The following is a 24,583-nucleotide window of genomic DNA, read 5'->3' as shown; positions in this document are numbered from 1 at the left end:
ATCTTTCCCGACCGCTTTATTTCCGCCTGTTCTACCACCAACTGTCAGGCTCGCTTCGCATGAAAATCCGTGACCTCGACCTCAGCCCGAGCCCCATCAACGCCGAGCACGAGGCACTGGGCCTTCCACCCGTCGAAGACTTCGTTTCCCATCCGGACAACCACCCGGTCCTGCGCGGCGCCATGTGGGCTGCCGTGCTGATCCTCGCCGGCCTGCTGGCGTTCCTCGCCTGGCGCCTGTTCTACGGCAACGGCAGCACCAGCGGCCTGGCCATCATCGAAAGCACCTTGCACAGCCCGGCCTTCTGGAGCGCCGTGGCGGTGGGCTTCTTCGCCCAGGTGATCGACGGCGCGCTGGGCATGGCCTACGGCATCACCGCCACCACCTTCCTGCTCTCGGCCGGTGCCACCCCGGCCGCCGCCAGCGCCAGCGTGCACATCGCCGAGGTGTTCACCACCGGCCTGTCGGGCATCTCCCACGTCAAGCTGGGCAACGTCAACAAGTCGCTGTTCCTGCGCCTGCTGCTGCCGGGGATCATCGGCGCGGTGCTCGGCGCGATCCTGGTCACCCAGATCGACGGCGCGGTGATGAAGCCGTTCATTTCCGCCTACCTGCTGCTGATGGGCCTGTACATCCTGAGCAAGGCCTACCGCCACGTGATCCAGCGCAAGGCACCCAAGCACGTCGGCAAGCTGGCGCTGTTCGGCGGTTTCGTCGATGCCGCCGGCGGTGGCGGCTGGGGCCCGGTGGTCACCAGCAGCCTGCTCGGCTCGGGCAGCGACCCGCGCACCACCATCGGCTCGGTGAACTTCGCGGAGTTCTTCCTGACCCTCTCCAGCGCCGCCTCCTTCATCCTGCTCGCCGGCCAGCCGGCCACCTGGATGATGGTCGCCGGCCTGGTGTTCGGCGGCCTGTTCGCCGCACCGTTCGCCGCCCTGCTGTGCAAGAAGCTGCCGGCACGCACCCTGCTGACCATCGTCGGCTGCCTGATCACCCTGATCAGCGCCTACAACATCTACAGCAGCCTGTTCTAAGCCAAGAACCTTTTCGTCTAGGCAAGCGGCGCTTTCATTGCCGTGGATCATTGACCGGGCGCCGACGCCTTCCCCATCCTGCGAGCCTTCCATCCACCGAAGGACCGCAACGATGAAACTGGAAACCCTGGCCATCCACGCCGGCTACAGCCCCGATCCGACCACCAAGGCGGTGGCCGTGCCGATCTACCAGACCAGCTCCTACGCCTTCGACGACACCCAGCATGGCGCCGACCTGTTCGACCTGAAGGTGGCCGGCAACATCTACACGCGGATCATGAACCCCACCAACGACGTGCTGGAACAGCGCGTCGCCGCCCTCGAAGGCGGGGTCGGCGCACTGGCGGTGGCCTCCGGCATGGCGGCGATCACCTACGCGATCCAGACCGTCGCCGAGGCCGGCGACAACATCGTCTCGGTGGCCAAGCTCTACGGTGGCACCTACAACCTGCTGGCCCACACCCTGCCGCGCTCCGGCATCCAGACCCGCTTCGCCCCACACGACGACATCACCGCGCTGGAGGCGCTGATCGACGAGCGCACCAAGGCGGTGTTCTGCGAATCGATCGGCAATCCGGCCGGCAACATCGTCGACCTCCAGGCCCTGGCCGACGCCGCGCACCGCCACGGCGTGCCGCTGATCGTCGACAACACGGTGGCCACGCCGATCCTCTGCCGGCCGTTCGAGCATGGCGCGGACATCGTGGTGCACTCGCTGACCAAGTACATCGGCGGCCACGGCACCAGCATCGGCGGCATCGTGGTCGACTCCGGCAAGTTCCCCTGGGCCGAGCACAAGGACCGCTTCCCGCTGCTCAATACCCCGGATCCGTCCTACCACGGCGTCACCTACACCGAAGCCTTCGGCCCCGCCGCCTTCATCGGCCGCTGCCGCGTGGTGCCGCTACGCAATACCGGCGCGGCGCTCTCGCCGTTCAACGCCTTCCTCATCCTGCAAGGCCTGGAGACCCTGGCCCTGCGCATGGAGCGACACACCGAGAACGCCCTGAAGGTGGCCCAGTACCTGCGCCAGCACCCGCAAGTGGCCTGGGTGCAGTACGCCGGCCTGGAGGATCACCCGGAGTACCCGCTGGCCCGCCGCTACATGGACGGCAAGCCGGCGGCGATCCTCTCCTTCGGCATCAAGGGCGGGCAGGAGGCCGGAGCGCGCTTCATCGACGCACTCAAGCTGGTGGTGCGCCTGGTCAACATCGGCGACGCCAAGTCGCTGGCCTGCCACCCGGCCTCCACCACCCACCGCCAGCTCAACGACGAGGAACTCGCCAAGGCCGGCGTGCCCCGCGACATGGTGCGGCTGTCGATCGGCATCGAGCACTTCGACGACATCCGCGATGACCTGGAACAGGCGCTGGAGGCCGCCGGGGGGTGAGACGAAAAAAGCGCTGGAAGGCTGGAGGCTGAACGACAAGCAGTCCGCCGGCGCTTTTGCGTCCAGCTTTCCAGCCTCCAGCGCTTTTCATCGAGCGCCCCGCCTGGCTGGGCCGGCACGGCGTCTGAACATTCACGGGGGCGGTGGGCCGGCCTGCTACAATCGCCGCCTTTCCGTTTCCCGCAGGCCCGCCCCGTGACCGCCACCGCCTTTTCCACCCTGCCATTGTCCGCCGCCATGCTCGCCAACCTGGCCAGCCTCGGCTATGCGCAGATGACCCCGATCCAGGCGCAGAGCCTGCCGCTGATGCTCAAGGGCCACGACCTGATCGCCCAGGCCAAGACCGGCAGCGGCAAGACCGCGGCGTTCGGCATCGCCCTGCTTTCCCCGCTCAATCCGCGCTACTTCGGCTGCCAGGCGCTGGTGCTCTGCCCGACCCGCGAGCTGGCCGACCAGGTGGCCAAGGAGATTCGCCGGCTGGCGCGCGCCGCCGACCACATCAAGGTGCTCACCCTCTGCGGCGGCGTGCCGTTCGGCCCGCAGATCGGCTCGCTGGAACACGGCGCGCACGTCATCGTCGGCACGCCGGGGCGGGTGCAGGAGCACCTGCGCAAGGGCACGCTGAAACTCGACGGTCTCAACACCCTGGTGCTCGACGAAGCCGACCGCATGCTCGACATGGGCTTCTACGACAGCATCGCCGAGATCATCGGGCAGACCCCGGCCAAGCGGCAGACCCTGCTGTTCTCCGCCACCTATCCGGAAGGCATCGAGCAACTCGCCGCGCGCTTCATGAAGAAGCCGCAGCGGGTCGAGGTCGAGGCGCTGCACGACGACAGCCGGATCGAACAGCGCTTCTACGAGATCGATCCCAAGCAGCGCTTCGAGGCGACGATCCGCCTGCTGCGCCACTACCGCAAGCAGCCGGCGGTGGCGTTCTGCGCCACCCGCCAGCAATGCGACGAACTGGCCGGACGCCTGGAGGCGGAGAAGATTTCCGCCGCCGCGCTGCATGGCGACCTGGAACAGCGCGATCGCGACCAGGTGCTGACCCAGTTCGCCAACCGCAGCCTCAGCGTGCTGGTGGCCACCGACGTGGCCGCGCGCGGGCTGGACATCGCCGGCCTGGAGCTGGTGCTCAACGTCGAGCTGGCCCGCGACCCCGAGGTGCACATCCACCGCATCGGCCGTACCGGCCGCGCCGGCGAGTCCGGCCTGGCGCTCAGCCTGGTGGCGCCGGCCGAGGCATCCCGCGCCCAGGCCATCGAGGAGTTGCAGGGCGCGCCGCTGACCTGGCTGCCGCTCGGCGGCCTGAAGGACAACCTGGAGCCGCTGCTGCCGCCCATGCACTGCCTGTGCATCTCCGGCGGGCGCAAGGACAAGCTGCGCCCCGGCGACATCCTCGGCGCGCTGACCGGCGATGCCGGCCTGCCCGGCGCGCGGATCGGCAAGATCGCCATCTTCGACTTCCAGGCCTACGTGGCGGTGGAGCGCGAGGTCGCCCAGCAGGCCCTCCAGCGCCTCCAGGCCGGCAAGATCAAGGGGCGCTCGTTCAAGGTCCGCGCGCTGTGATCGAAACCGACGTCATCATCATCGGCGCCGGCGCCGCCGGCCTGATGTGCGCGCACCAGGCGGCCCGGCGCGGGCGCCGCGTGCTGCTGCTCGACCACGCCAACAAGGCCGGCAAGAAGATCCTCATGTCCGGCGGCGGGCGCTGCAACTTCACCAACATGTACACCGAGCCGGCGAATTTCCTCTCGCAGAACCCGCACTTCTGCAAGTCGGCCCTGGCGCGCTACAGCCAGTGGGATTTCGTCGAACTGGTGGTCAAGCACGACGTGCCCTACCACGAGAAGAAGCTCGGCCAGTTGTTCTGCGACCGCAAGTCCAGCGACATCCTCGAAATGCTGCTGGTCGAGTGCGACGAGAACGGCGTCGAGCTGCGCCTGAACACCTCGGTCGAGACGATCGGGAAGACCGACGTCGGCTACCGCCTGGACACCAGCGCCGGGGCGATGGCCTGCCAGTCGCTGGTGATCGCCACCGGCGGGCTGTCGATCCCCACCCTCGGCGCTACCGGCTTCGGCTACCAGGCGGCCCGCCAGTTCGGCCACAACGTGCTGCCGACCCGCGCCGGGCTGGTGCCCTTCACCATCACCGAGCCGCAGTTGAAGGCACTGTGCACGGAGCTGTCCGGCACCTCGGTGGAGGACTGCGTGGTGAGCTGCAACGGGCAGAGCTTCAAGGAGAACATCCTGTTCACCCACCGCGGGCTGAGCGGCCCGGCGATCCTGCAGATTTCCTCCTACTGGCAGCCGGGCGACACCATCGAGATCGACCTGCTGCCGCACCTCGACCTGCCCGAGTGGCTGGCCGAGCAGCAGCGCCAGCAGCCCAACATCGAGCTGAAGACCCTGCTCGCCGAGCCGTTCACCAAGAAGATGGCCAACCTGCTGGCCGAACAGTGGTTCGTGTCGAAGCCGCTGAAGCAGTACAGCCCGGGGGAATTGAAGGCCATCGCCGAACGCCTGTCGGCCTGGCACTTGGTGCCGGCCGGCACCGAGGGCTACCGCACCGCCGAAGTGACCCTCGGCGGCGTGGACACCCGCGAGGTGTCGTCGAAGACCCTGGAGTCGCTGAAGTCGCCGGGGCTGTACTTCATCGGCGAAGTGCTCGACGTCACCGGCCACCTGGGCGGCTTCAACTTCCAATGGGCCTGGGCCTCGGGCTACGCAGCCGCGCAATACGTCTGACGCGCACCTGTAGGAGCCAGCTTGCTGGCGATAGAGGGGCGCCGGGATAGCCTGGATCGCCAGCAAGCTGGCTCCTACCCGGATCCGCGAAACACCCTCGTAAACGGTGCGCACGGCGCACCCTACCTGTCAGGACCGTAGGATGGGTCGAGCGAAGCGATACCCATCACATCATCGCCCCCCCACAACACAGCCATCGAGCTTTTGTAGGGTGCGCCGCGCGCACCGGCCCGGGCCCAGCCCCGATGGTTCCCGGCAGAAATATCGTGCACCGGTGCACACGACACGCCCTACGTGCCAGAAGCCGTAGGATGGGCCGACCCATCACCACCAGCTCATGCATCGGCCGGCGTCAGCCCCAGGACGATGTCGAAGCGCGCCACCAGTTCACCATCGTCGCCCGGCAGGAAGTCGGCCAGCAGCAGTTCACGCTCGCGCGGGTCCTTGAGGGCGTTGAACAGGTAGTCGCGCTCGTTGCCGGGTTCGCCACGCACGTAGCACTGGGTGACGAAGCGCGGCTGGCCGGGCAGGGTCACCGCCACGTGGATGTGCGGGGTGCGCCCCGGATAGGGCACCGGGCGGATGGTGCGGAAGAGGTATTCGCCGCTGCTCGCCGTCTCGAACGCGCCGTAGCCCTGGAAGCCGGCATCGCGCCGCCCGCCTCCCTGGGCCAGGTAGACGCCGTTGGCGTCGGCCTGCCAGATCTCCACCAGGGCGTGATCGAGGGGTTCGCCACGGGCATCGAGGATGCGCCCGTGCAACTGCACCGGAATACCCCGCGCGCCCTGCATATGGCCTTCGACGCGCAGCAGGTCGTTGTCGCTGTCCAGCGGCAGGTCCTTGGGATAGAAGGGGCCGAGGCTCTGTCGCGGGGTCGGCAGCAGGTTGGCCCAGGCGGTCGGCGCGGCCAGCGCCAGGGCGGCGCAACCGAGGCCGCCGAGCAACCGGCGGCGGCTGTAGCGGATCGAGCTCATCGCGGAACTCCTCCGGGCCTTGCATGGCGGAACCCGGTCGCCTTTGTCTTCCCCGCAGGGCTTCACCCTACGATCCGCGAAACGATGCCCACCACACCGGCCAACGAGCTTTTGTAGGGTGCGCCGTGCGCACCGATGGGGCGACGGCACAGGTGTTGCCGGTGGAGCACCGGGTCAGCTCCCTGGTGAACGGTGCGCACGGCACACCCTACAGAAGCGTCAGCACGTCGTCCGCCGGGCGGTAGGTCAGGCCGTGGGCCTCGGCGACGCTGGCGTAGGTCAGTGCGCCACGGGCGACGTTGAGGCCGTTGCGCAGGTGCGGGTCTTCCTCCAGGGCGCGGCGGGTGCCCTTGCCGGCCAGGGCGATGACGAACGGCAGAGTGGCGTTGTTGAGCGCCAGGGTCGAGGTACGCGCCACCGCGCCGGGCATGTTGGCCACACAGTAGTGCACCACGCCGTCGACCACGTAGGTTGGCTCGGCATGGGTCGTCGGCCGCGAGGTTTCGGCGCAGCCGCCCTGGTCGATGGCCACGTCGACCAGCACCGCGCCGCGCTTCATGCGGCTCACCAGTTCGGCACCGATCAGCTTGGGCGCGGCCGCGCCGGGGATCAGCACGCCGCCGATCACCAGGTCGGCGGCCTGCACTTGTTCGGCCACCGCCGTGCGGGTCGAATACAGGGTGCTGATGCGGTTGCCGAATTGCCCGTCGAGGCGACGCAGCGCATCGACGCTCTTGTCCAGCACGCAGACTTCCGCCCCGAGCCCCACCGCCATGGCCAGCGCGTGGCTGCCCACCACCCCGCCGCCGAGGATCACCACCTTGCCCGGCGCCACGCCCGGCACCCCGCCGAGCAGCACGCCGCGCCCGCCCTGGGCGCTTTCCAGGCAATGGGCGCCGGCCTGGATGGACATCCGCCCGGCCACCTCGGACATCGGCGCCAGCAGCGGCAGGCGGCCAAGCGCATCGGTGACGGTTTCGTAGGCGATGCAGATGGCGCCGCTGGCCAGCAGCTCGTCGGTCTGCGGCCGATCCGGGGCCAAGTGCAGGTAGGTGAACAGGGTCTGCTCGGGACGCAGCCGCGCGCGCTCCTCGGCCAGCGGTTCCTTGACCTTGACGATCAGCTCGGCGGCGGCGAACACCGCCGCGCCATCGGCGGCGATATGCGCGCCGGCGGCCAGGTAGTCTTCGTCGCTGAAGCCGATGGCGGCGCCGGCCTGGCTCTGCACCCAGACCTCGTGGCCGAGCCCGCTCAGCTCGGCCACCGATTGCGGGGTCAGGCCGACCCGGTATTCATGGACCTTGATTTCCCTGGGAACGCCGATGCGCATGGGTCACCTCCCGTGGATGCGTGTCGCTGATAAGAGTCTAGAAAGACCTGCCAGCCAACCTCCCTGAAGATCACCATGGTTCTGGTGGATTTCCCTGAAAATCGCCGCCTTTGCAGTCCGTAGGGTGGGCCGGGCGGCGCTCCGTTTCAGCCCGCCAAGCGGAGCTGAAGGCCGGATTGGTGGGCTGAAACCCACCCTACGGTTACGGTCATGTCTTGCTCTTCTCCGTCAGGCCCTGCAGCAGGTCCACCGGCAGCGGGAAGACGATGGTCGAGCTCTTGTCGCCGGCGATGCCGGTCAGCGTCTGCATGTAGCGCAGTTGCATGGCGCCGCTCTGGCGGCCGAGTACCTCGGCGGCCTGCATCAGTTTTTCCGATGCCTGCAACTCGCCCTCGGCGTGGATCACCTTGGCGCGCCGTTCGCGCTCGGCCTCGGCCTGCCTGGCGATGGCACGGACCATCGACTCGTTGATGTCGACGTGCTTGATCTCCACGTTGGCCACCTTGATGCCCCAGGCGTCGGTCTGCGCGTCGAGCACCTGCTGGATGTCGGCGTTGAGGCGTTCGCGCTCGGCGAGCATCTCGTCCAGCTCGTGCTTGCCGAGCACCGCGCGCAGGGTGGTCTGCGCCAACTGGCTGGTGGCCATGAGGAAGTCCTCGACCTGGATGATCGCCTTCTGCGGGTCGAGCACGCGGAAGTAGATCACCGCGTTGACCTTGACCGACACGTTGTCGCGGGAGATCACGTCCTGCGGCGGTACGTCGAGCACCACGGTGCGCAGGTCGACGCGCACCATCTGCTGGATCACCGGGATGATGATCACCAGCCCCGGGCCCTTGACCTTCCAGAAGCGGCCGAGCTGGAACACCACGCCGCGTTCGTATTCGCGCAGCACGCGAAAGGCCGAAGCCAGCAGCACCACCAGGAGCACCAGCAACGGTGCGAACGTCAGTGTGAAACCCATGGTCATCCTCCTTCAGAAAGAGCATTCAGCGGCAAAGGACAGGCGTGTTCACGGTGCCTGGTCGTCCGCCGCCTCCACATCCAGTTGCAGCCCCTGACGGGCCACCACGCGTACCCGCTGGCCGGGTTGCAGGGGCGCCCGGCTGGCTATCTGCCACTTCTCGCCCTGCAATTGCACCCAGCCGCCGTGCGGGTCGTTCTCGTGCACCGCGAGCACCGGCACCAGGCTGCCGACCAGGCCGGCATCGCCGCTGACCACGCTGCGCCTGCGCGCCTTCAGGGCCATGCCGAGGATGCCGAAGATCAGCAGCGCGCTGGCCAGCGCCAGGCCGACGATCAGCACCATCGGGATACCGAAGCCAGGCACCTCGGTGTCGATCAGGATCACCGAGCCGACCACGAAGGCCGCTATCCCGCCGATCCCGAGCACGCCGAAGCTGGGCATGAACACCTCGCCCACCATCAGCAGCAGGCCGAGCAGGATCAGCGCCATGCCGGCGTAGTTCACCGGCAGCAGTTGCAGGGCATAGAGGGCGAGGATCAGGCAGATGCCGCCGACCACGCCGCCGATCCCGGTGCCGGGGTTGGAGAACTCCAGGAGCAGGCCGTAGACGCCGATCATCATCAGGATCAGCGCCACGCTGGGGTTGGTGATCACCGCCAGCAGGCGCGCGCGCCAGTCCGGCAGGTGCTCGATCACCTCGGCGCCGACGGTCTGCAACTTCACTTCGGCGGCGCTCGCGGTCTTCAGGGTCTTGCCGTCCAGTTGCTTGAGCAGGTCGCCCACGTCGCTGGCCACGTAGTCGATCACCTTCTGCTTCAGCGCTTCCTCGGCGGACAGGCTGACCGCCTCGCGCACCGCCTGCTCGGCCCACTCGGCGTTGCGTCCGCGCAACTGGGCGAGGCCACGGATATAGGCGGAGGCGTCGTTGATCTGTTTCTTGGTCAGCGCATCGGAACCGGGCGCGGGCTTTTCCGCCTCTTTGGCGTCGTCGGGCTTGCCCGGCTTGGCGGGCGTGTCCGGCCTTTCCGGCGGCGAGCCCGGCATGCCGCCGATCTGCACCGGGGTGGCCGCGCCGAGGTTGGTGCCCGGGGTCATCGCCGCCACGTGGCTGGCGTAGAGGATGTAGGTGCCGGCGCTGGCGGCCCGCGCGCCGCCGGGGGTGACGTAGGTGGCGACCGGTACCGGGCTGGCGAGGATCGCCTTGATGATGTCGCGCATCGAGGTGTCCAGCCCGCCGGGGGTGTCCATGCGCACCACCACCAGTTGCGCCTTTTCCTCTTCCGCGCGCGCCAGGCCACGGATCAGGTAGTCGGCGCTGGCCGGGCCGATCGCGCCGTCCACCGTCAGCACCGCGACCGGCGCCGCCGCCATCGCGCCGCCCGACAGGGCGCCGAGGAGCAGCAGGAGAAGCGCGCACCACAGTGGATGCCTGTTCATCTGTCCCTCCCGGCCGATTCCGTTGGCCCGGCTACATCCTGCGTCCCTGCATGGGTTTCGGATATGAACAAGGATAGCCGAGCGCTTTCCCGGCCCCACCGCAGAGGGCATGGCACTCCCCGGCGGGCCCGTGGAGCGCCCGCGCCATGCCTCGTGGCGAAAATCGTTTCAAGACGTGTGATCGCCGGATGCGGCCCGTGCCAGGGGCTCTCCAAAAAGCGTTCCTCCGTCGTTCCCGCGCACGCGGGAGCCCAGTCTTTGGGTCTCCGCGTACGCGGGGATGACGGTGCACGCCTAGGGCGTGTGATCGGCGGCGAAGTCCGCCTCCGAGCGCGCCTCCAGGCGCCCCTGCCGGCAAGCCTGCTGGAAGCGCTCGAAATCGAGTTCGTTGTGCTTGGCGTAGGCCCGCGCATAGTCCACCAGGGCGTCGGCGAAGGCGTCGCTCTTGCCGATGTAGCCGCTGATCTCCGCCGCGCAACCCGAGGCCTTGGCGTGGGTGCGGGCCAGGCAGCCGCCGCAGACCTGCGCATAGCCGGCGAAGGTCTCGACGTCGAAGGTTTCCAGCTCGGCGGAGACCTTCATGTCGCGCAACTGGCGCACGTAGAAGTGGCGCCCGCTGGGCCCGGTGGTCCAGCCGAGGAACAGGTCGCTGGCCGACTGCATCAGGCGCTGTCCCTCGACCACCCGCTGGCCCTGGTGGCGGATCCGCGACTTGGCCTTGACGAAGCCGGCCAGCACCGACTCGCGAGCCTCCTTGAACTGCAGGAACAGCGGCTGTTCATGATGATCGGTGAGCAGCGCCACCAGGCAGCGGGTGCCGACGCTACCGACGCCGACCACCTTGAACACCAGGTCCTGCACCTCGAAGCGAGACAGCAACTCGCGGCGGTCGCCCTGCAAGGTGCCCCGGTAGTCGCGCATGAAGCAGTCGTACAACGGCTGCCAGTGCTTGAGCGCCATCCAGTCGTCGTCCTTGTCCAGCAGAGTGCTCCGCTCGTGCAGGTGGAAGATCTCCGGCAGGTCGTCGCGGATGTGCAGGCGGCCGTCCTCGTCGCGCTGGCTGATCTTCGGCAGCAGCTCGGCGTGGGTCCGCCGCTCGGCCTTCTCGATGGTGTACTTCACCCGCTCCAGGCTGCTCTTGGTCGGCGCCGTCTCCAGCAGGTCGGCGAGTTCCAGGCTGTCGTACCAGACATCCAGCGCGCCCTGCTCGGCGTAGTCGCTCATGTTCTTCTGGTAGGTGGCGACCACCTCGCGGCAGAAGCGCTCGGCGTCCTCCGGGCTGTGGCGCAGGTCCTGGGCGGCGATCATGAAGCTCGCCACCAGGCGCTTGAGGTCCCACTCCCAGGGGCCGGGGTGGGTCTCGTCGAAGTCGTTGACGCTGAATTGCAGGTTGCGCTCCGGGGTGGCGAAGCCGCCGAAGTTCATCAGGTGGGCATCGCCGCAGATCGGCGCGACCAGGCCCATGTTCGGCGTGCCGGCCAGGTCGTGGGCCTGCAACAGCGCGCTGCCACGGTAGAAGGCGAACGGCGAGGCGAGCATGCGGCCGTGGCGCAGCGTCACCAGCGAACGCACCCGGCCGGTGCTGGACGCCTCGATCAGCGGCAGCGGGTCGCGGTCGATATTGCCGGGATGGGCGTGGATATTGCGCGGACACTTGTCACGCGCCGCCTTGCCGCGCTTGCGGCGCTCCTTGAGCGTGAGCATGCGATCCCTCCCCAGTGACGATGCCTGTTTCGAGCTTAGAAGCTGTTCGTGCATCGTGTGGGGCTGGTCGGTGTTATCGAGCATCGGGCTTTTCGCGGGCAGGACTCTCTCCTACAGAGGTTCGGTGCCAGCCTGTAGGAGCGAGCTCTGCTCGCGATTCGCGCGCATGGCGCGCTCCTACGGGGTCCTCGTTAGCGGGGACCCAGAAAAACAACCCTCGCCTCCCGCACCGGTCCCCCTCCGCACACTTTTTGCTTGAATCAACCACAAGCGATAATCGCCCTCGTCATTTCCCGCCAAGGCAGGCCCATGCGTACCCGTGACCTCCGCCACTCCCTGCGTCGCCTCTGGGCCCAGGACAAGTTCAGCTACAGCCTGCGGGTGTTCGTCGCCCTGGCCGGGGCCACCGTGCTGGGCTGGTGGCGGGACGAGCCGGCGCTGGTGATCCCGCTGTTCCTCGGCATCATCGCCAGCGCCCTGGCGGAAACCGACGACAGTTGGCGCGGCCGTCTCAACGCGCTGCTGGCGACCCTGCTGTGCTTCGCCGTGGCGGCCTTCTCGGTGGAGCTGCTGTTCCCCTACCCCTGGTTGTTCGTCACCGGCATGGCGCTGGCCGCCTTCTGCCTGGTGATGCTCGGCGCCCTCGGCGAGCGTTATGCGGCGATCGCCTCGGCGACCCTGATCCTGTCGATCTACAGCATGATCGGCGTCGACCAGCGCGACGGCGTGCTCGAGAACGTCTGGCGCGAGCCGCTGCTGCTGGTCGCCGGCGCCGCCTGGTACGGCCTGCTCTCGGTGCTCTGGAACGCGCTGTTCGCCCATCAGCCGGTGCAGCACAGCCTGGCCCGCGTGTATCGCGAGCTGGGCCTGTACCTCAAGCTCAAGGCGCAGTTGCTGGAGCCCCTGCGCGGCCTCGACATGGAGGCGCGGCGCCTGGAGGTGGCGCGGCAGAACGGCAAGCTGGTGTCGGCGCTCAACGTCGCCAAGGAAACCCTGCTGAACCGCATCGGCAAGTCCCGGCCCGGCACCCAGGTGAACCGCTACCTGAAGCTGTACTTCATGGCCCAGGACATCCACGAGCGCGCCAGTTCCTCGCACTATCCCTACAACGCCCTGACCGAGGCGTTCTTCCACAGCGACGTGATGTACCGCTGCCAGCGCCTGCTCACCCTCCAGGCGCGCGCCTGCCGCGACCTCGGCGAGGCGATCCAGCTCCGCCAGCCGTTCGAGTACGGCGCCGAAAGCGCCCAGGCGATGGCCGACCTGCAAGCCTCGCTGGACTACCTGCACGCGCAGGACAACCCGGCCTGGCGCGACCTGCTGCGCGCCCTGCGTGCGCTGACCGGCAACCTCTCCACCCTGGAACGCCATCTCGCCGGCGCCGACAACCCCGACACGCTGGCCGAGGAACAGGACGCCAGCCTGTTCGACCGCTCGCCGCGCAGCTTCAGGGACGCCATCGAGCGCATCCGCCTGCAACTGACGCCGACCTCGCTGCTGTTCCGCCACGCCCTGCGCATGGCCGTGGCGCTGGTCGCCGGCTACGGCGTGCTGCACTGGATACACCCCGAGCAGGGCTACTGGATCCTGCTCACCACGGTATTCGTCTGCCAGCCCAACTACGGCGCCACGCGGATCAAGCTGGTCCAGCGGATCGGCGGCACCCTGCTCGGCCTCGCCGTCGGCTGGGCGCTGTTCGACCTGTTCCCCGACCCGCTGCTGCAATCGCTGTTCGCGGTGGTCGCCGGGGTGGTGTTCTTCGCCACCCGCGCCACCCGCTACACCCTGGCCACCGCGGCGATCACCCTGCTGGTGCTGTTCTGCTTCAACCAGGTCGGCGACGGCTACGGCCTGCTCGTGCCGCGCCTGGTCGATACCCTGATCGGCAGCCTGATCGCCGCCCTGGCGGTGTTCCTCATCCTCCCCGACTGGCAGGGCCGCCGGCTCGACGCGGTGCTGGCCAACACCCTGAGCTGCAATGCCCGCTACCTGCGCGAGATCATGCGCCAGTACGAAACCGGCAAGCGCGACGACCTCGCCTACCGCCTGGCCCGGCGCAACGCCCACAACGCCGATGCGGCGCTGTCCACCACCCTCGGCAACATGCTGCTGGAGCCCGGCCACTTCCGGAAGGACGCGGAAACCGGCTTCCGCTTCCTGGTCCTCTCGCACACCCTGCTCAGCTACCTGTCGGCCCTCGGCGCGCACCGCGAGACGCTTCCCGAGGACGCCAGCGACAGCCTGCTCGACAACGCCGCCGAACGCCTGGCGACGACCCTCGACGAACTGGCGGCGAACCTGACCAGCGGCCAGCCGGTGGCGGTGCAGTCCGACGAAGAAGAAGCCCTGGCCAAGCAACTGGAACAGATTCCCGGCGAACTGGATGATGGTCATCGCCTGGTGCAGACCGAACTGGCGCTGATCTGCCGCCAACTGGCGCCGTTGCGCAGTCTGGTGGCGCATGTGCAGAAGCGGGGGTGAGGCGTGGTGCTGGGATCAAGTCCCCCCTCATCCTACGCGGCCCGCCCAACCCTCTCCCGGAGGGAGAGGGAGCTTGTCCGGGGATAGGTTCAAGCACGTACATATCCGCAACTCCGAACAGTCCCCTCTCCCCCTGGGAGAGGTCTAGGGTGAGGGGCTGTGCCTCGATCTGGCACAGCCTTTCCAACCACCTCGAACCAAAAAACAAAAAGCCCCGCACAAAGGCGGGGCTTCTCATTCATCCACACAGCGAGCGATCAATAGGCCGCATCACCCACGGCACTTTCCTCGCGAACCTTCTCGCCCAGCTTGAGGGTGCGGTACAGCACCACCAGCAGGATCAGGAAGGCCGGGCCGATGAACAGGGCGATGCGGGTGTCCTCGAAGAATGCCATCAGCACCACCACCATGGCCAGGAAGGCCAGCGCCAGGTAGTTGCTCACCGGGTACAGCCACATGCGGTACTGCAGCTTGCCGACTTCGGCGGCGGACAGGCTGCGGCGGAACTTGAGCTGGGCGAGGAGGATCATGCCCCAGGTCCAGATCGCGCCGAAGGTGGCGATGGAGGTGACCCAGACGAACACCTTCTCCGGCGCCAGGTAGTTCAGCGCCACGCCGAACAGCAGGGCACCGATGGACAGCAGCAGCGCGTTGCGCGGCACGCCGTTCTTCGAGGTGTGGGCGAAGGTCTTCGGCGCCTGGCCGTCCTTCGCCAGGCTGTAGAGCATGCGCCCGGTGCTGAAGATGCCGCCGTTGCAGGAGGACAGCGCGGCGGTGATCACCACGAAGTTGATGATGCCGGCGGCGGTCTTGATGCCGAGGCGCTCGAAGGTCATCACGAACGGGCTGCCCTGGGTGCCGATCTCGCTCCACGGGTAGATCGACATGATCACGAACAGCGCGCCGACGTAGAACAGCAGGATGCGCCAGAACACCGAGCTGATCGCGCCGGGGATGCTCTTCTGCGGGTTCTTCGCTTCGCCGGCGGTGAGGCCGATCATCTCCACGCCGAGGTAGGCGAACATCACCATCGACAGCGACATCAGCACGCCCTGGATGCCGTTGGGCATGAAGCCGCCGTGGCTCCACAGGTTGGCGATGCCGGTGGCGATACCGTCGTTGCCGAAGCCGAAGACGATCATCCCGGCGCCGGCGAGGATCATCGCGATGATGGTGACGATCTTGATCAGCGCGAACCAGAACTCGAACTCGCCGAACGCCTTGACCGTGGCCAGGTTGATCGCGCCCATGCTCGCCAGCGCGGCCAGCGCCCAGATCCAGCGCGGCACGTCGGGAAACCAGATCTGCATGTAGATGGCCACGGCGGTGATTTCCGCCACGCAGGTCACCAGCCACAGGAACCAGTAGTTCCAGCCGGTGAGGAAGCCCGCCAGCGGGCCGAGATATTCTTTCGCGTAGTGGCTGAAGGAGCCGGCCACCGGGTTGTGCACGGCCATCTCGCCGAGGGCGCGCATGATCACCAGGATCGCCAGGCCGCCGAGGATGTAGGAGAGCATGATCGCCGGACCGGCCATCTGGATGGCCTTGGCGGAACCGAGGAACAGACCGACGCCGATGCAGGCGCCGAGGGCCATGAGACGAATATGGCGTTCGCCCAGCCCACGCTGGAGTTCATCTTTCTGGGACATGGATAACCTTTTATTTTTGTAAAGGCCGAAGCCGGTCCGGGTGGATGACCCGGGCGGCGTTGCGCTGTCGGCCGCTGATCGAGCGGCGTCCAGCAAAGGGTTGTTCAGGGGCTTCCTGAGTGACCGGGCGTTTTAAAGAGGGGCCGGCGGACAGGCAACCAAGCACGCGACATGCACGGTCAAAACGGGGAAATATCCTGTGACATTCTCATCGAGCAGGAAAAGCTGCCGTCGAAACGCCCCATTACAGGGCACGTTTGATTGGTACGGCCGTCCGCAAAGGCGGTTCCCCCGGTTCGCCGCCTGCATCGTCGCAACGGCTACAATCACCGCTCCTTCCGCCATCGCCACGCGCCACCGCCACCGCCATGCGTAAAGCCGAACTCCTCGACCTGATCATCGCCACCCTGCAGAACGATCTCGCCCTGGCCGTGCGCGCGGCGCAGAGCGCCCATGAGGCGGCGACCCACGAAGAGAACATCGCCGAGAACAAGTACGACACCCTTGGCCTGGAGGCCGCCTACCTGGCCGCCGGGCAATCCCGCCGCGTGGAGGAAATCCGCCAGGCGCTCGCCGCCTATCGCAATCTGCCGCTGCGGCCGTTCGATGCGCGGCAGGGCATCCAGCTCGGCGCCTGGGTGGTGCTGGTAGACGACCAGGGCGTCGAGCAGCAGTTCTTCCTCGGCCCGGACGGCGCCGGCCTCAAGGTCCGCCTGGGCGACTCGGAAGTGCGGGTGATCAGCCCCCGCGCGCCGCTGGGACAGGGCCTGCTGGGCAAGGGTGAAGGCGACGAGGTGAGCATCGGCAGCGGCCGGCAGGCGCGCAGCCTGGAGATCCTGCGGGTCGAGTGAGCGGGATTCAGTCCGCCAGTTCCCGCCAGGTCAGGTAGATACGCAGGTCGAACTCCAGTTGGTGGTAGTCCGGCAGCATGTATTCGCAGAGCTGGTAGAAGGCCTTGTTGTGCTCGGCCTCCTTCAGGTGCGCCAGCTCGTGGACGACGATCATCCGCAGGAACTCCGGCGCGGCCTCCTTGAACAGCGCGGCGACGCGGATTTCCTTCTTGGCCTTGAGCCTGCCGCCCTGCACGCGGGACACCGCGGTGTGCAGGCCGAGGGCCCGGTGGGTGAGGTCCAGGCGGTTGTCGTAGAGCACCTTGTCGATGCCCGGCGCGTTGCGCAGGTGCTCCTGCTTGAGCGCCGCGACGTAGGTGTACAGCGCCTTGTCGCTCTGTATCTGGTGACGGCCGGGGTAGCGCTTTTCCAGGTACTCGCCCAGGCGGTTCCCGTCGATCAGGCGGCGAACCTGGTCCTGCAATTGGGGTGGGTAGGCTTGGAGGTATTTGAGTGGGGTCATGACAGATTCTCCGGCGCCCAGTGGTGGATGTGCTGCGCGACCGTTCTAACTCGCTACGAGAGTGACTGATAATACCGCCCCTCACCCCCAGCCCCTCTCCCGGAGGGAGAGGGGAGCACCGGATAGCCCCCTCTCCCTCCGGGAGAGGGCTGGGCGGGCCGCGGAGGATCAGGGGCGGACCGCAAACCCACACATCCCCCGATACCGGACGCACCATGCCTCCAACCCACCTGAAAAACGAAAGAGCCCCGCGATGCGGGGCTCCGGGTCACGCTGCGAGGATCAGTTGACCTTCGCGGCCAGCTCGCCCTTGGCGTAGCGCTGGAACATGCCCTCCAGGGAGATCGGCTTGATCTTGGAGGCGTTGCCGGCGGTGCCGAAGGCTTCGTAGCGGGCGATGCAGATGTCGCGCATGGCTTCGATGGTCTTGGCGAAGTACTTGCGCGGGTCGAACTCGCTCGGGTTCTGCGCCAGGAAGCGGCGGATGGCGCCGGTGGAGGCCAGGCGCAGGTCGGTGTCGATGTTCACCTTGCGCACGCCGTACTTGATGCCTTCGACGATCTCCTCGACCGGCACGCCGTAGGTTTCCTTGATGTCGCCACCGTACTCGTTGATGATCGCCAGCCAATCCTGCGGCACCGAGCTGGAGCCGTGCATCACCAGGTGGGTGTTGGGGATGCGCTTGTGGATTTCCTTGATGCGGTCGATGGCGAGGATGTCGCCGGTCGGCGGCTTGGTGAACTTGTAGGCGCCGTGGCTGGTGCCGATGGCGATGGCCAGGGCGTCGACCTGGGTCTTCTTGACGAAGTCGGCGGCCTCTTCCGGATCGGTCAGCATCTGGCTGTGGTCGAGGATGCCCTCGGCGCCGACACCGTCTTCCTCGCCGGCCTGGCCGGTTTCCAGGCTGCCCAGGCAGCCCAGTTCACCTTCCACGGACACGCCGCAGGCGTGGGCGAAGGCGACGGTCTGCTGGGTGACGCGCACGTTGTATTCGTAGTCGGCCGGGGTCTTGCCGTCCTCGCGCAGCGAGCCGTCCATCATCACCGAGCTGAAGCCGAGCTGGATCGAGCGCTGGCAGACGTCCGGGCTGGTGCCGTGGTCCTGGTGCATGCACACCGGGATGTGCGGGAATTCTTCGATGGCGGCGAGGATCAGGTGGCGCAGGAAGGGCGCGCCGGCGTATTTGCGGGCACCGGCGGAGGCCTGGACGATGACCGGCGAATCGGTCTTGTCGGCGGCTTCCATGATGGCGCGCATCTGTTCCAGGTTGTTGACGTTGAAGGCTGGCACGCCGTAGCCGAATTCGGCGGCGTGATCCAGCATCTGGCGCATGCTGATGAGTGCCATGGTTTCCTGTCTCCCGATTTGGGGGTCGTTAATCGTGCAAAGCCTGCCCCAGGGGCAGGCGGGGTTCAAGCATTAAACGCAGCGGCAAGCGGCAAGCTACAAGCGGCAAGAAAGAGCTTTTACTTACAGCTTGCGGCCTTGCAGCTTGTAGCTGCTGTCAAGGCGCCTGACAGCCGCGGCCGATCAGGTCGTCGTTGTTCACCCAGTAGACCAGGCCTTCCTCGCCCTTGGTGTGGAAGGCGATGACGTTGTCGCTGTAGAAAGCACCCGAGCCCGCCGGGCCCTGGTGCAGCCGGTGGACCATGTCGCTGCCGCCAAGGCGCAGGTCGACGACGTCACGGCTGTCGTCGGCGAAGCGCCAGAGCACTTCGGCCTTGCTGTCGCAGACCCAGCGGGTCCAGCCGCCCTCCGTTTCCTCCGGCGGCACCGAGCTGCTGGAACAGGCGCCGAGCATCAGCAGGGCGATCAAACCAATCCACGCTTTCATTGCATCTCCTTTCCGGTCCGATGGCCGGTCTACAGGCATCACGCCTCGGCGCGCTGCTCCAGCACCTCGACGGCCGGCAGCACCTTGCCCTCGACGAACTCGAGGAAAGCGCCGCCACCGGTGGAAATGTAGGAAATCCGCGAGCCGACGCCGTACTTGTCGATGGCCGCCAGGGTGTCGCCGCCACCGGCGATGGAGAACGCCGGGCTCTCGGCGATGGCCAGGGCCAGGGCCTTGGTGCCGTTGCCGAACTGGTCGAACTCGAACACGCCGACCGGGCCGTTCCAGAGGATGGTCTTGCTGGACTTGAGCAATTCGGCGAAGTGCGCGGCGGTCTGCGGACCGATGTCGAGGATCATGTCGTCGTCGGCGACGTCGGCGATGGCCTTGACGGTCGCCTCGGCAGTCTCGGCGAATTCCTTGGCGACCACCACGTCCACTGGCAGCGGCACGCTGACCTTGGCGGCGATGGCCTTGGCGGTGTCCACCAGGTCAGCCTCGTACAGCGACTTGCCGACCTTGTAGCCGGCGGCGGCGAGGAAGGTGTTGGCGATGCCGCCGCCGACGATCAACTGGTCGCAGATCTGGCTGAGGCTGTTCAGCACGTCGAGCTTGGTGGACACCTTGGAGCCGGCGACGATGGCCGCCATCGGCCGCTGCGGGTTGCCCAGCGCCTTGCCCAGCGCGTCCAGCTCGGCGGCCAGCAGCGGGCCGGCCGCGGCGACCTTGGCGAACCTGGCCACGCCGTGGGTCGAGCCCTCGGCGCGGTGGGCGGTGCCGAAGGCGTCCATCACGAACACGTCGCACAGCGCGGCGTATTGCTGCGCCAACTCGTCGGCGTTCTTCTTCTCGCCCTTGTTGAAGCGCACGTTCTCGAACAGCACCACCTGGCCGGGCTGCACGTCCACCCCGCCCAGGTAGTCGGCGACCAGCGGCACTTCGCGGCCGAGCGCCTTGCTCAGGTAGCCGGCGACCGGCTTGAGGCTGTTTTCTTCGCTGAACTCGCCCTCGGTCGGGCGACCCAGGTGCGAGCAGACCATGACCGCCGCGCCCTTCTCCAGCGCCAGCTTGATGGTCGGCAGGGAGGCGACGATGCGCGCGTCGCTCTTCACCTGGCCGTCCTTCACCGGCACGTTGAGGTCTTCGCGGATCAGCACGCGCTTACCCTGGAGGTCGAGGTCGGTCATCTTCAGAACGGTCATGGCATCAGTCCTTCACGGGGGCTGGTGGAACGGTGGATTGGGCAGCGACGCGCAGATAGTGATCGGCGACGTCGAGCATGCGATTGGCGAAACCCCATTCGTTGTCGAACCAGGCCAGCAGGTTGACCAGCCGGGGGCCGGAAACACGGGTCTGGCTGCCGTCGACGATCGCCGAATGCGGGTCGTGGTTGAAATCGCAACTGGCATGGGGCAGCTCGGTATAGGCCAGCAGGCCCTTGAGCGGGCCCTGTTCGGCGGCGTCGCGCAGCACCCGGTTGATCTCCGCCGCGCTGGTGTCGCGGGCGGTCTGCAGGGTGATGTCGAGCGCCGAGACGTTGACCGTCGGCACACGTACGGCTTTGGCCTGGATTCGCCCGGCAAGTTCCGGCAACAGGCGTTCGATGCCACGGGCCAGACCGGTGGACACCGGGATCACCGACTGGAAGGCCGAGCGGGTGCGGCGCAGATCCTCGTGGTGGTAGGCGTCGATCACCGGCTGGTCGTTCATCGCCGAGTGGATGGTAGTGATCGACACGTACTCCAGGCCGACCGCCTCGTTGAGCAGCTTGAGCAGCGGCACCCCGCAGTTGGTGGTGCAGGACGCGTTGGAAACCAGCCTCTCGGCGCCGCTCAAGCAACGCTGGTTGACCCCGAAGACCACGGTGGCGTCGATGTCCGCCTCGCTGGCCATCGGCTGGGAGAACAGCACGCGCGGCGCCCCGGCGGCCAGGAAGCGCTCGCCGTCGGCGCGGGTGTGGTAGGCGCCGGAGCACTCCAGCACCAGGTCGATGCCGAGGCCGGCCCAGTCGACGGCTTCCGGCGTCGCCTCGCGCAGCACCCGCAGGCGGTCGCCGTTGATGCGCAGGTCGTCGCCCTCGACGCGCACCTCGCCAGGGAAACGGCCGTGGGTGGAGTCGAAGCGGGTCAGGTATTCGAGGCTGGCCAGGTCGGCCAGGTCGTTGAGCGCCACCACCTCGAAACCGGCATCCGCGCCACGCTCGTAGAGCGCGCGCAGCACGCAGCGGCCGATGCGGCCGTAGCCGTTGAGGGCGACGCGAAAGAGCGGAATCTGCTGCATCTGAGCTTGCCTGTGTGCAAGCCGCTCGAAGGCTGGAGGCTGGAGGCTGGACGAAACAGCAGCTCGGCGCCGCCTGTCGTCCAGCCTCCAGCCTCCAGCCTCCAGCGTCTTTCAGTCTTCGAGGAGTTCGTCGGCGACCGAGAGCACGTTTTCGACGGTAAAGCCGAAGTGCTCGAACAGCGCCGCCGCCGGGGCGGATTCGCCGAAGCTGGTCATGCCGATGACGCGGCCTTCGAGGCCGACGTACTTGTACCAGAAGTCGGTGTGGGCGGCCTCGATGGCGATGCGCGCGCCGACTTCCACCGGCAGCACGCTCTGCTTGTAGGCGGCGTCCTGCTGGTCGAACAGGTTGGTGGACGGCATGGACACCACGCGGACCTGGCGGCCCTGCTCGCTCAGCTTGTCGGCGGCGGCGACCGCCAGGCCGACTTCCGAGCCGGTGGCGATGAGGATCAGTTCCGGCTCGCCGACGCTGTCCTTGAGCACGTAGCCGCCACGGGCGATGGCGTCGATCTGCGCGGCGTCGCGCGGCTGGTGCGGCAGGTTCTGGCGGCTGAACACCAACGCGCTGGGACCGTCGGTGCGCTCGATGGCGGATTTCCAGGCCACTGCCGACTCCACCGCGTCGCAGGGGCGCCAGGTGTTGAGGTTCGGCGTGCAGCGCAGGCTGGCCAGTTGCTCGATCGGCTGGTGGGTCGGGCCGTCCTCGCCGAGGCCGATGGAGTCGTGGGTGTAGACGAACAGCACGCGCTGCTTCATCAGCGCGGCCATGCGCACGGCGTTGCAGGCGTATTCCATGAACACCAGGAAGGTCGCGCCGTAGGGGATGAAGCCGCCATGCAGGGCGATGCCGTTCATGATCGCGCTCATGCCGAACTCGCGCACGCCGTAGTGCAGGTAGTTGCCCGAGGCGTCCTCGTCGGAAACGGCCTTGCAGCCCTTCCACAGGGTCAGGTTGGAGCCGGCCAGGTCGGCGGAACCGCCGAGGAACTCCGGCAGCAGCGGGCCGAAGGCGTTCAGCGCGTTCTGGCTGGCCTTGCGGCTGGCGATGGTCTCGCCCTTGTCGGCGACTTCCTGCACGTAGGCGGCGGCCTTGGCGGAGAAGTCGGCCGGCAGTTCGCCCTTCAGGCGGCGCAGGAACTCGGCGGCCAGCTCGGGATAGGCGGCCTGGTAGGCGGCGAAGCGCTGGTTCCACTCGGCTTCGCGGGCGGCGCCGGCTTCCTTGGCGTCCCACTCGGCGTAGATGTCCGCCGGCACTTCGAACGGAGCGTGGTTCCAGCCCAGCGCGGCGCGGGTCAGGGCGATTTCCTCGGCGCCCAGCGGCGCGCCGTGGCACTCCTCCTTGCCGGCCTTGTTCGGCGAACCGAAGCCGATGGTGGTCTTGCAGCAGATCAGGGTCGGCTGGTCGACGGACTTGCGCGCGGTGTCGATGGCGATCTTGATCTCGTCGGCGTCGTGGCCGTCGACGTTGCGGATCACCTGCCAGCCGTAGGCTTCGAAGCGCTTCGGCGTGTCGTCGGTGAACCAGCCGTGCACCTCGCCGTCGATGGAGATGCCGTTGTCGTCGTAGAAGGCGATCAGCTTGCCGAGGCCGAGGGTGCCGGCCAGCGCGCAGACTTCATGGGAGATGCCTTCCATCATGCAGCCGTCGCCGAGGAACACGTAGGTGTGGTGGTCGACGATGGTGTGGCCTTCGCGGTTGAACTGCGCGGCCAGGGTCTTCTCGGCGATGGCGAAGCCGACGGCGTTGGCGATGCCCTGGCCGAGCGGCCCGGTGGTGGTCTCGACGCCGGCGGTGTAGCCGTATTCCGGGTGGCCCGGGGTGCGGCTGTGCAGTTGGCGGAAGTTCTTCAGGTCGTCGACGGTGACGTCGTAGCCGGTGAGGTGCAGCAGCGAGTAGACCAGCATCGAACCGTGGCCGTTGGACAGCACGAAGCGGTCGCGATCGGCGAAGGCCGGGTTGCCCGGGTTGTGCTTGAGGTAGTCGCGCCACAGCACTTCGGCGATGTCGGCCATGCCCATCGGGGCGCCGGGGTGGCCGCTGTTGGCTTTCTGCACGGCATCCATGCTGAGGGCGCGGATGGCGTTGGCACGCTCACGACGGCTGGGCATTACTGATCTCCTGCGGGCTGTAGTCACGGCTGGCAAGCACCCGGCGCTCACGGTGGCCGGGGTCTTGCGCGAAAAAGGCGGCTATTTTCGCCTAGCCGGTGGATTGGGGCAATGACGGTTCGACGGCGGGCAAGCGCCTTGTTCGTTTTCCGGGTTCCTTTTTCTGGGTTCCCGCGAACGCGGGAATCCAATAGACAGCCCCAATATCAAAAACTTTTGATACAGCTATTGCTGTATGAAAAATGACCGACTAGACTGCGCGCCTTATGAGCCTGCGCGTTCCCCAAGTCCGTTACGAGCCGTGCGACGAGCTGGCCGCCCTGTGCAAGGCCGGCGGCGACCCGCTGCGCCTGAACGTGCTGCGCGCGCTGGCCAACGATTCGTTCGGCGTGCTGGAGCTGGCACAGATCTTCGCCATCGGCCAGTCGGGCATGAGCCATCACCTCAAGGTGCTGGCCCAGGCCGGCCTGGTGGCCACGCGCCGCGAGGGCAACGCGATCTTCTACCGGCGCGCCCTGGCCCAGGGCGAGCTGCTCGGTGGCACGCTGCACGCGGCGTTGCTCGATGAGGTCGACGAGCTCGAACTGCCGGCCGAGGTGCGCCAGCGCATCGCCGCCGTGCACGCCCAGCGCGCCGCCGCCAGCCGCGACTTCTTCGCCCGGGCGACGGAAAAGCTGCAGGCCCAGCAGGACCTGATCGCTGGCCTGCCGCAATACCGCGACAGCGTGCTGGCACTGCTCGACGCGCTGGGCTTCGAACCCGGCGCCACGGCGCTGGAGGTCGGCCCCGGCGACGGCGGTTTCCTGCCCGAGCTGGCGCGGCGCTTCAGCCGGGTGACGGCGCTGGACAACAGCCCGGCGATGCTGGAGCTCGCGCGGGCGCGCTGCGACGAGGAACACCTGGGCAACGTCGAATTGAAACTCGCCGATGCCTTGAATGACGAACCGGCGTCGGCGGATTGCGTGGTGCTGAACATGGTCCTGCACCATTTCGCCGACCCGGCCGAAGCGCTCGGCCGACTGGCGCGGCTGGTGAAGGACGGCGGCAGCCTGCTGGTCACCGAGCTGTGCAGCCACGACCAGGGCTGGGCGCGCGAGACCTGTGGCGACCTCTGGCTGGGGTTCGACCAGGACGACCTGGCCCAGTGGGCCGAAAACGCCGGGCTGGTCACCGGTGAAAGCCTGTACATCGGCTTGAAGAACGGTTTTCAGATTCAAGTGCGGCACTTTGCCAAGCCGGATTACACAAGGCCCACGGGCCTCATCACTCACCACCGGTAAAGATA

Annotated in this window: 19 protein-coding genes; 7 read left to right on the top strand and 12 right to left on the bottom strand. The window is 67.5% G+C overall.

Features of this window, described 5'->3' with window-relative positions:
• Positions 1-59: 59 nt before the first annotated feature.
• The 4 genes from PSEWESI4_RS08125 (at position 60) to PSEWESI4_RS08110 (ending at position 5,177) form a co-directional block, all read left to right on the top strand.
• Positions 60-1,034: a sulfite exporter TauE/SafE family protein gene (locus PSEWESI4_RS08125; RefSeq protein WP_187670694.1), complete on the top strand. Its 975-nt coding sequence runs from the start codon at positions 60-62 to the stop codon at positions 1,032-1,034.
• Positions 1,035-1,146: 112 nt separating this feature from the next.
• On the top strand, positions 1,147-2,424 hold the full coding sequence (locus tag PSEWESI4_RS08120; protein ID WP_187670693.1) for a bifunctional O-acetylhomoserine aminocarboxypropyltransferase/cysteine synthase: 1,278 nt from the start codon (positions 1,147-1,149) through the stop codon (positions 2,422-2,424).
• Positions 2,425-2,619: 195 nt separating this feature from the next.
• Positions 2,620-3,996 (top strand): ATP-dependent RNA helicase DbpA, encoded by a 1,377-nt coding sequence (gene dbpA / locus PSEWESI4_RS08115; protein ID WP_187670692.1) that lies wholly within the window; start codon positions 2,620-2,622, stop codon positions 3,994-3,996.
• Positions 3,993-5,177 (top strand): BaiN/RdsA family NAD(P)/FAD-dependent oxidoreductase, encoded by a 1,185-nt coding sequence (locus tag PSEWESI4_RS08110; RefSeq protein WP_187670691.1) that lies wholly within the window; start codon positions 3,993-3,995, stop codon positions 5,175-5,177. The genes dbpA and PSEWESI4_RS08110 overlap by 4 nt, the downstream gene beginning before the upstream one ends.
• Before the next feature lie 335 nt (positions 5,178-5,512).
• Here the strand turns inward: PSEWESI4_RS08110 and PSEWESI4_RS08105 are convergent, their stop codons facing one another.
• From PSEWESI4_RS08105 to PSEWESI4_RS08085, 5 genes are all read right to left on the bottom strand, one after another.
• Complete coding sequence (locus PSEWESI4_RS08105) at positions 5,513-6,151, bottom strand: dioxygenase family protein (protein WP_187670690.1); 639 nt, start codon at positions 6,149-6,151, stop codon at positions 5,513-5,515.
• Positions 6,152-6,359: 208 nt separating this feature from the next.
• Positions 6,360-7,481 (bottom strand): alanine dehydrogenase, encoded by a 1,122-nt coding sequence (gene ald, locus PSEWESI4_RS08100; protein WP_187670689.1) that lies wholly within the window; start codon positions 7,479-7,481, stop codon positions 6,360-6,362.
• Between the two features lie 208 nt (positions 7,482-7,689).
• Complete coding sequence (locus PSEWESI4_RS08095; RefSeq protein ID WP_187670688.1) at positions 7,690-8,445, bottom strand: slipin family protein; 756 nt, start codon at positions 8,443-8,445, stop codon at positions 7,690-7,692.
• A gap of 48 nt (positions 8,446-8,493) precedes the next feature.
• Complete coding sequence (locus PSEWESI4_RS08090; RefSeq protein ID WP_187670687.1) at positions 8,494-9,885, bottom strand: NfeD family protein; 1,392 nt, start codon at positions 9,883-9,885, stop codon at positions 8,494-8,496.
• Between the two features lie 294 nt (positions 9,886-10,179).
• A complete protein-coding gene (locus PSEWESI4_RS08085; protein WP_187670686.1) occupies positions 10,180-11,589 on the bottom strand; it encodes a DUF2252 domain-containing protein in 1,410 nt (469 codons plus the stop codon).
• 309 nt (positions 11,590-11,898) lie between these two features.
• On the opposite strand from PSEWESI4_RS08085, the gene yccS reads away from it, so the two are divergent.
• The gene (gene yccS, locus PSEWESI4_RS08080) at positions 11,899-14,070 is read left to right on the top strand and encodes a YccS family putative transporter (RefSeq protein WP_187670685.1); all 2,172 of its coding nucleotides are present in this window, start codon (positions 11,899-11,901) and stop codon (positions 14,068-14,070) included.
• A gap of 257 nt (positions 14,071-14,327) precedes the next feature.
• Here yccS and PSEWESI4_RS08075 read toward each other — a convergent pair whose 3' ends face one another.
• Positions 14,328-15,719 carry an amino acid permease gene (locus tag PSEWESI4_RS08075; RefSeq protein WP_187670684.1) on the bottom strand — a complete coding sequence of 464 codons (1,392 nt, stop codon included), beginning with the start codon at positions 15,717-15,719 and terminating at the stop codon, positions 14,328-14,330.
• A gap of 368 nt (positions 15,720-16,087) precedes the next feature.
• Between PSEWESI4_RS08075 and PSEWESI4_RS08070 the strand changes: the two genes are divergently transcribed.
• On the top strand, positions 16,088-16,570 hold the full coding sequence (locus PSEWESI4_RS08070; RefSeq protein ID WP_187670683.1) for a GreA/GreB family elongation factor: 483 nt from the start codon (positions 16,088-16,090) through the stop codon (positions 16,568-16,570).
• 7 nt (positions 16,571-16,577) lie between these two features.
• Here PSEWESI4_RS08070 and PSEWESI4_RS08065 read toward each other — a convergent pair whose 3' ends face one another.
• From PSEWESI4_RS08065 to tkt, 6 genes are all read right to left on the bottom strand, one after another.
• Positions 16,578-17,072 carry a M48 metallopeptidase family protein gene (locus tag PSEWESI4_RS08065; RefSeq protein WP_187670682.1) on the bottom strand — a complete coding sequence of 165 codons (495 nt, stop codon included), beginning with the start codon at positions 17,070-17,072 and terminating at the stop codon, positions 16,578-16,580.
• Between the two features lie 282 nt (positions 17,073-17,354).
• Positions 17,355-18,419 carry a class II fructose-bisphosphate aldolase gene (gene fba, locus PSEWESI4_RS08060; protein ID WP_187670681.1) on the bottom strand — a complete coding sequence of 355 codons (1,065 nt, stop codon included), beginning with the start codon at positions 18,417-18,419 and terminating at the stop codon, positions 17,355-17,357.
• A gap of 157 nt (positions 18,420-18,576) precedes the next feature.
• A complete protein-coding gene (locus tag PSEWESI4_RS08055) occupies positions 18,577-18,906 on the bottom strand; it encodes an MliC family protein (protein ID WP_187670680.1) in 330 nt (109 codons plus the stop codon).
• A gap of 38 nt (positions 18,907-18,944) precedes the next feature.
• Positions 18,945-20,108 (bottom strand): phosphoglycerate kinase, encoded by a 1,164-nt coding sequence (locus tag PSEWESI4_RS08050; RefSeq protein ID WP_187670679.1) that lies wholly within the window; start codon positions 20,106-20,108, stop codon positions 18,945-18,947.
• Positions 20,109-20,112: 4 nt separating this feature from the next.
• Positions 20,113-21,186, bottom strand: coding sequence for an erythrose-4-phosphate dehydrogenase (gene epd / locus PSEWESI4_RS08045; protein ID WP_187670678.1), 1,074 nt, complete (start codon positions 21,184-21,186; stop codon positions 20,113-20,115).
• 111 nt (positions 21,187-21,297) lie between these two features.
• Complete coding sequence (gene tkt / locus PSEWESI4_RS08040) at positions 21,298-23,298, bottom strand: transketolase (protein ID WP_187670677.1); 2,001 nt, start codon at positions 23,296-23,298, stop codon at positions 21,298-21,300.
• A gap of 266 nt (positions 23,299-23,564) precedes the next feature.
• Here tkt and PSEWESI4_RS08035 point away from each other — a divergent pair, with 266 nt between their 5' ends.
• On the top strand, positions 23,565-24,578 hold the full coding sequence (locus PSEWESI4_RS08035; RefSeq protein ID WP_187670676.1) for an ArsR/SmtB family transcription factor: 1,014 nt from the start codon (positions 23,565-23,567) through the stop codon (positions 24,576-24,578).
• Positions 24,579-24,583 lie beyond the last annotated feature (5 nt).

It is taken from the genome of Zestomonas carbonaria, from assembly GCF_904061905.1.
Classification (GTDB): domain Bacteria; phylum Pseudomonadota; class Gammaproteobacteria; order Pseudomonadales; family Pseudomonadaceae; genus Aquipseudomonas; species Aquipseudomonas carbonaria.
This window is presented reverse-complemented; position numbering and strand designations above follow the sequence as displayed.

Excerpts from the sequence above, each read along its gene's own strand:
- PSEWESI4_RS08085 (WP_187670686.1), bottom strand. The coding sequence starts at position 11,589 with ATGCTCACGCTCAAGGAGCGCCGCAAGCGCGGCAAGGCGGCGCGTGAC.
- PSEWESI4_RS08090 (WP_187670687.1), bottom strand. The coding sequence starts at position 9,885 with ATGAACAGGCATCCACTGTGGTGCGCGCTTCTCCTGCTGCTCCTCGGC.
- ald (WP_187670689.1), bottom strand. The coding sequence starts at position 7,481 with ATGCGCATCGGCGTTCCCAGGGAAATCAAGGTCCATGAATACCGGGTC.
- PSEWESI4_RS08050 (WP_187670679.1), bottom strand. The coding sequence starts at position 20,108 with ATGACCGTTCTGAAGATGACCGACCTCGACCTCCAGGGTAAGCGCGTG.
- PSEWESI4_RS08120 (WP_187670693.1), top strand. The coding sequence starts at position 1,147 with ATGAAACTGGAAACCCTGGCCATCCACGCCGGCTACAGCCCCGATCCG.
- PSEWESI4_RS08095 (WP_187670688.1), bottom strand. The coding sequence starts at position 8,445 with ATGGGTTTCACACTGACGTTCGCACCGTTGCTGGTGCTCCTGGTGGTG.
- PSEWESI4_RS08075 (WP_187670684.1), bottom strand. The coding sequence starts at position 15,719 with ATGTCCCAGAAAGATGAACTCCAGCGTGGGCTGGGCGAACGCCATATT.
- yccS (WP_187670685.1), top strand. The coding sequence starts at position 11,899 with ATGCGTACCCGTGACCTCCGCCACTCCCTGCGTCGCCTCTGGGCCCAG.
- PSEWESI4_RS08125 (WP_187670694.1), top strand. The coding sequence starts at position 60 with ATGAAAATCCGTGACCTCGACCTCAGCCCGAGCCCCATCAACGCCGAG.
- fba (WP_187670681.1), bottom strand. The coding sequence starts at position 18,419 with ATGGCACTCATCAGCATGCGCCAGATGCTGGATCACGCCGCCGAATTC.
- PSEWESI4_RS08035 (WP_187670676.1), top strand. The coding sequence starts at position 23,565 with ATGAGCCTGCGCGTTCCCCAAGTCCGTTACGAGCCGTGCGACGAGCTG.
- PSEWESI4_RS08055 (WP_187670680.1), bottom strand. The coding sequence starts at position 18,906 with ATGAAAGCGTGGATTGGTTTGATCGCCCTGCTGATGCTCGGCGCCTGT.
- PSEWESI4_RS08070 (WP_187670683.1), top strand. The coding sequence starts at position 16,088 with ATGCGTAAAGCCGAACTCCTCGACCTGATCATCGCCACCCTGCAGAAC.
- PSEWESI4_RS08065 (WP_187670682.1), bottom strand. The coding sequence starts at position 17,072 with ATGACCCCACTCAAATACCTCCAAGCCTACCCACCCCAATTGCAGGAC.
- epd (WP_187670678.1), bottom strand. The coding sequence starts at position 21,186 with ATGCAGCAGATTCCGCTCTTTCGCGTCGCCCTCAACGGCTACGGCCGC.
- tkt (WP_187670677.1), bottom strand. The coding sequence starts at position 23,298 with ATGCCCAGCCGTCGTGAGCGTGCCAACGCCATCCGCGCCCTCAGCATG.
- PSEWESI4_RS08105 (WP_187670690.1), bottom strand. The coding sequence starts at position 6,151 with ATGAGCTCGATCCGCTACAGCCGCCGCCGGTTGCTCGGCGGCCTCGGT.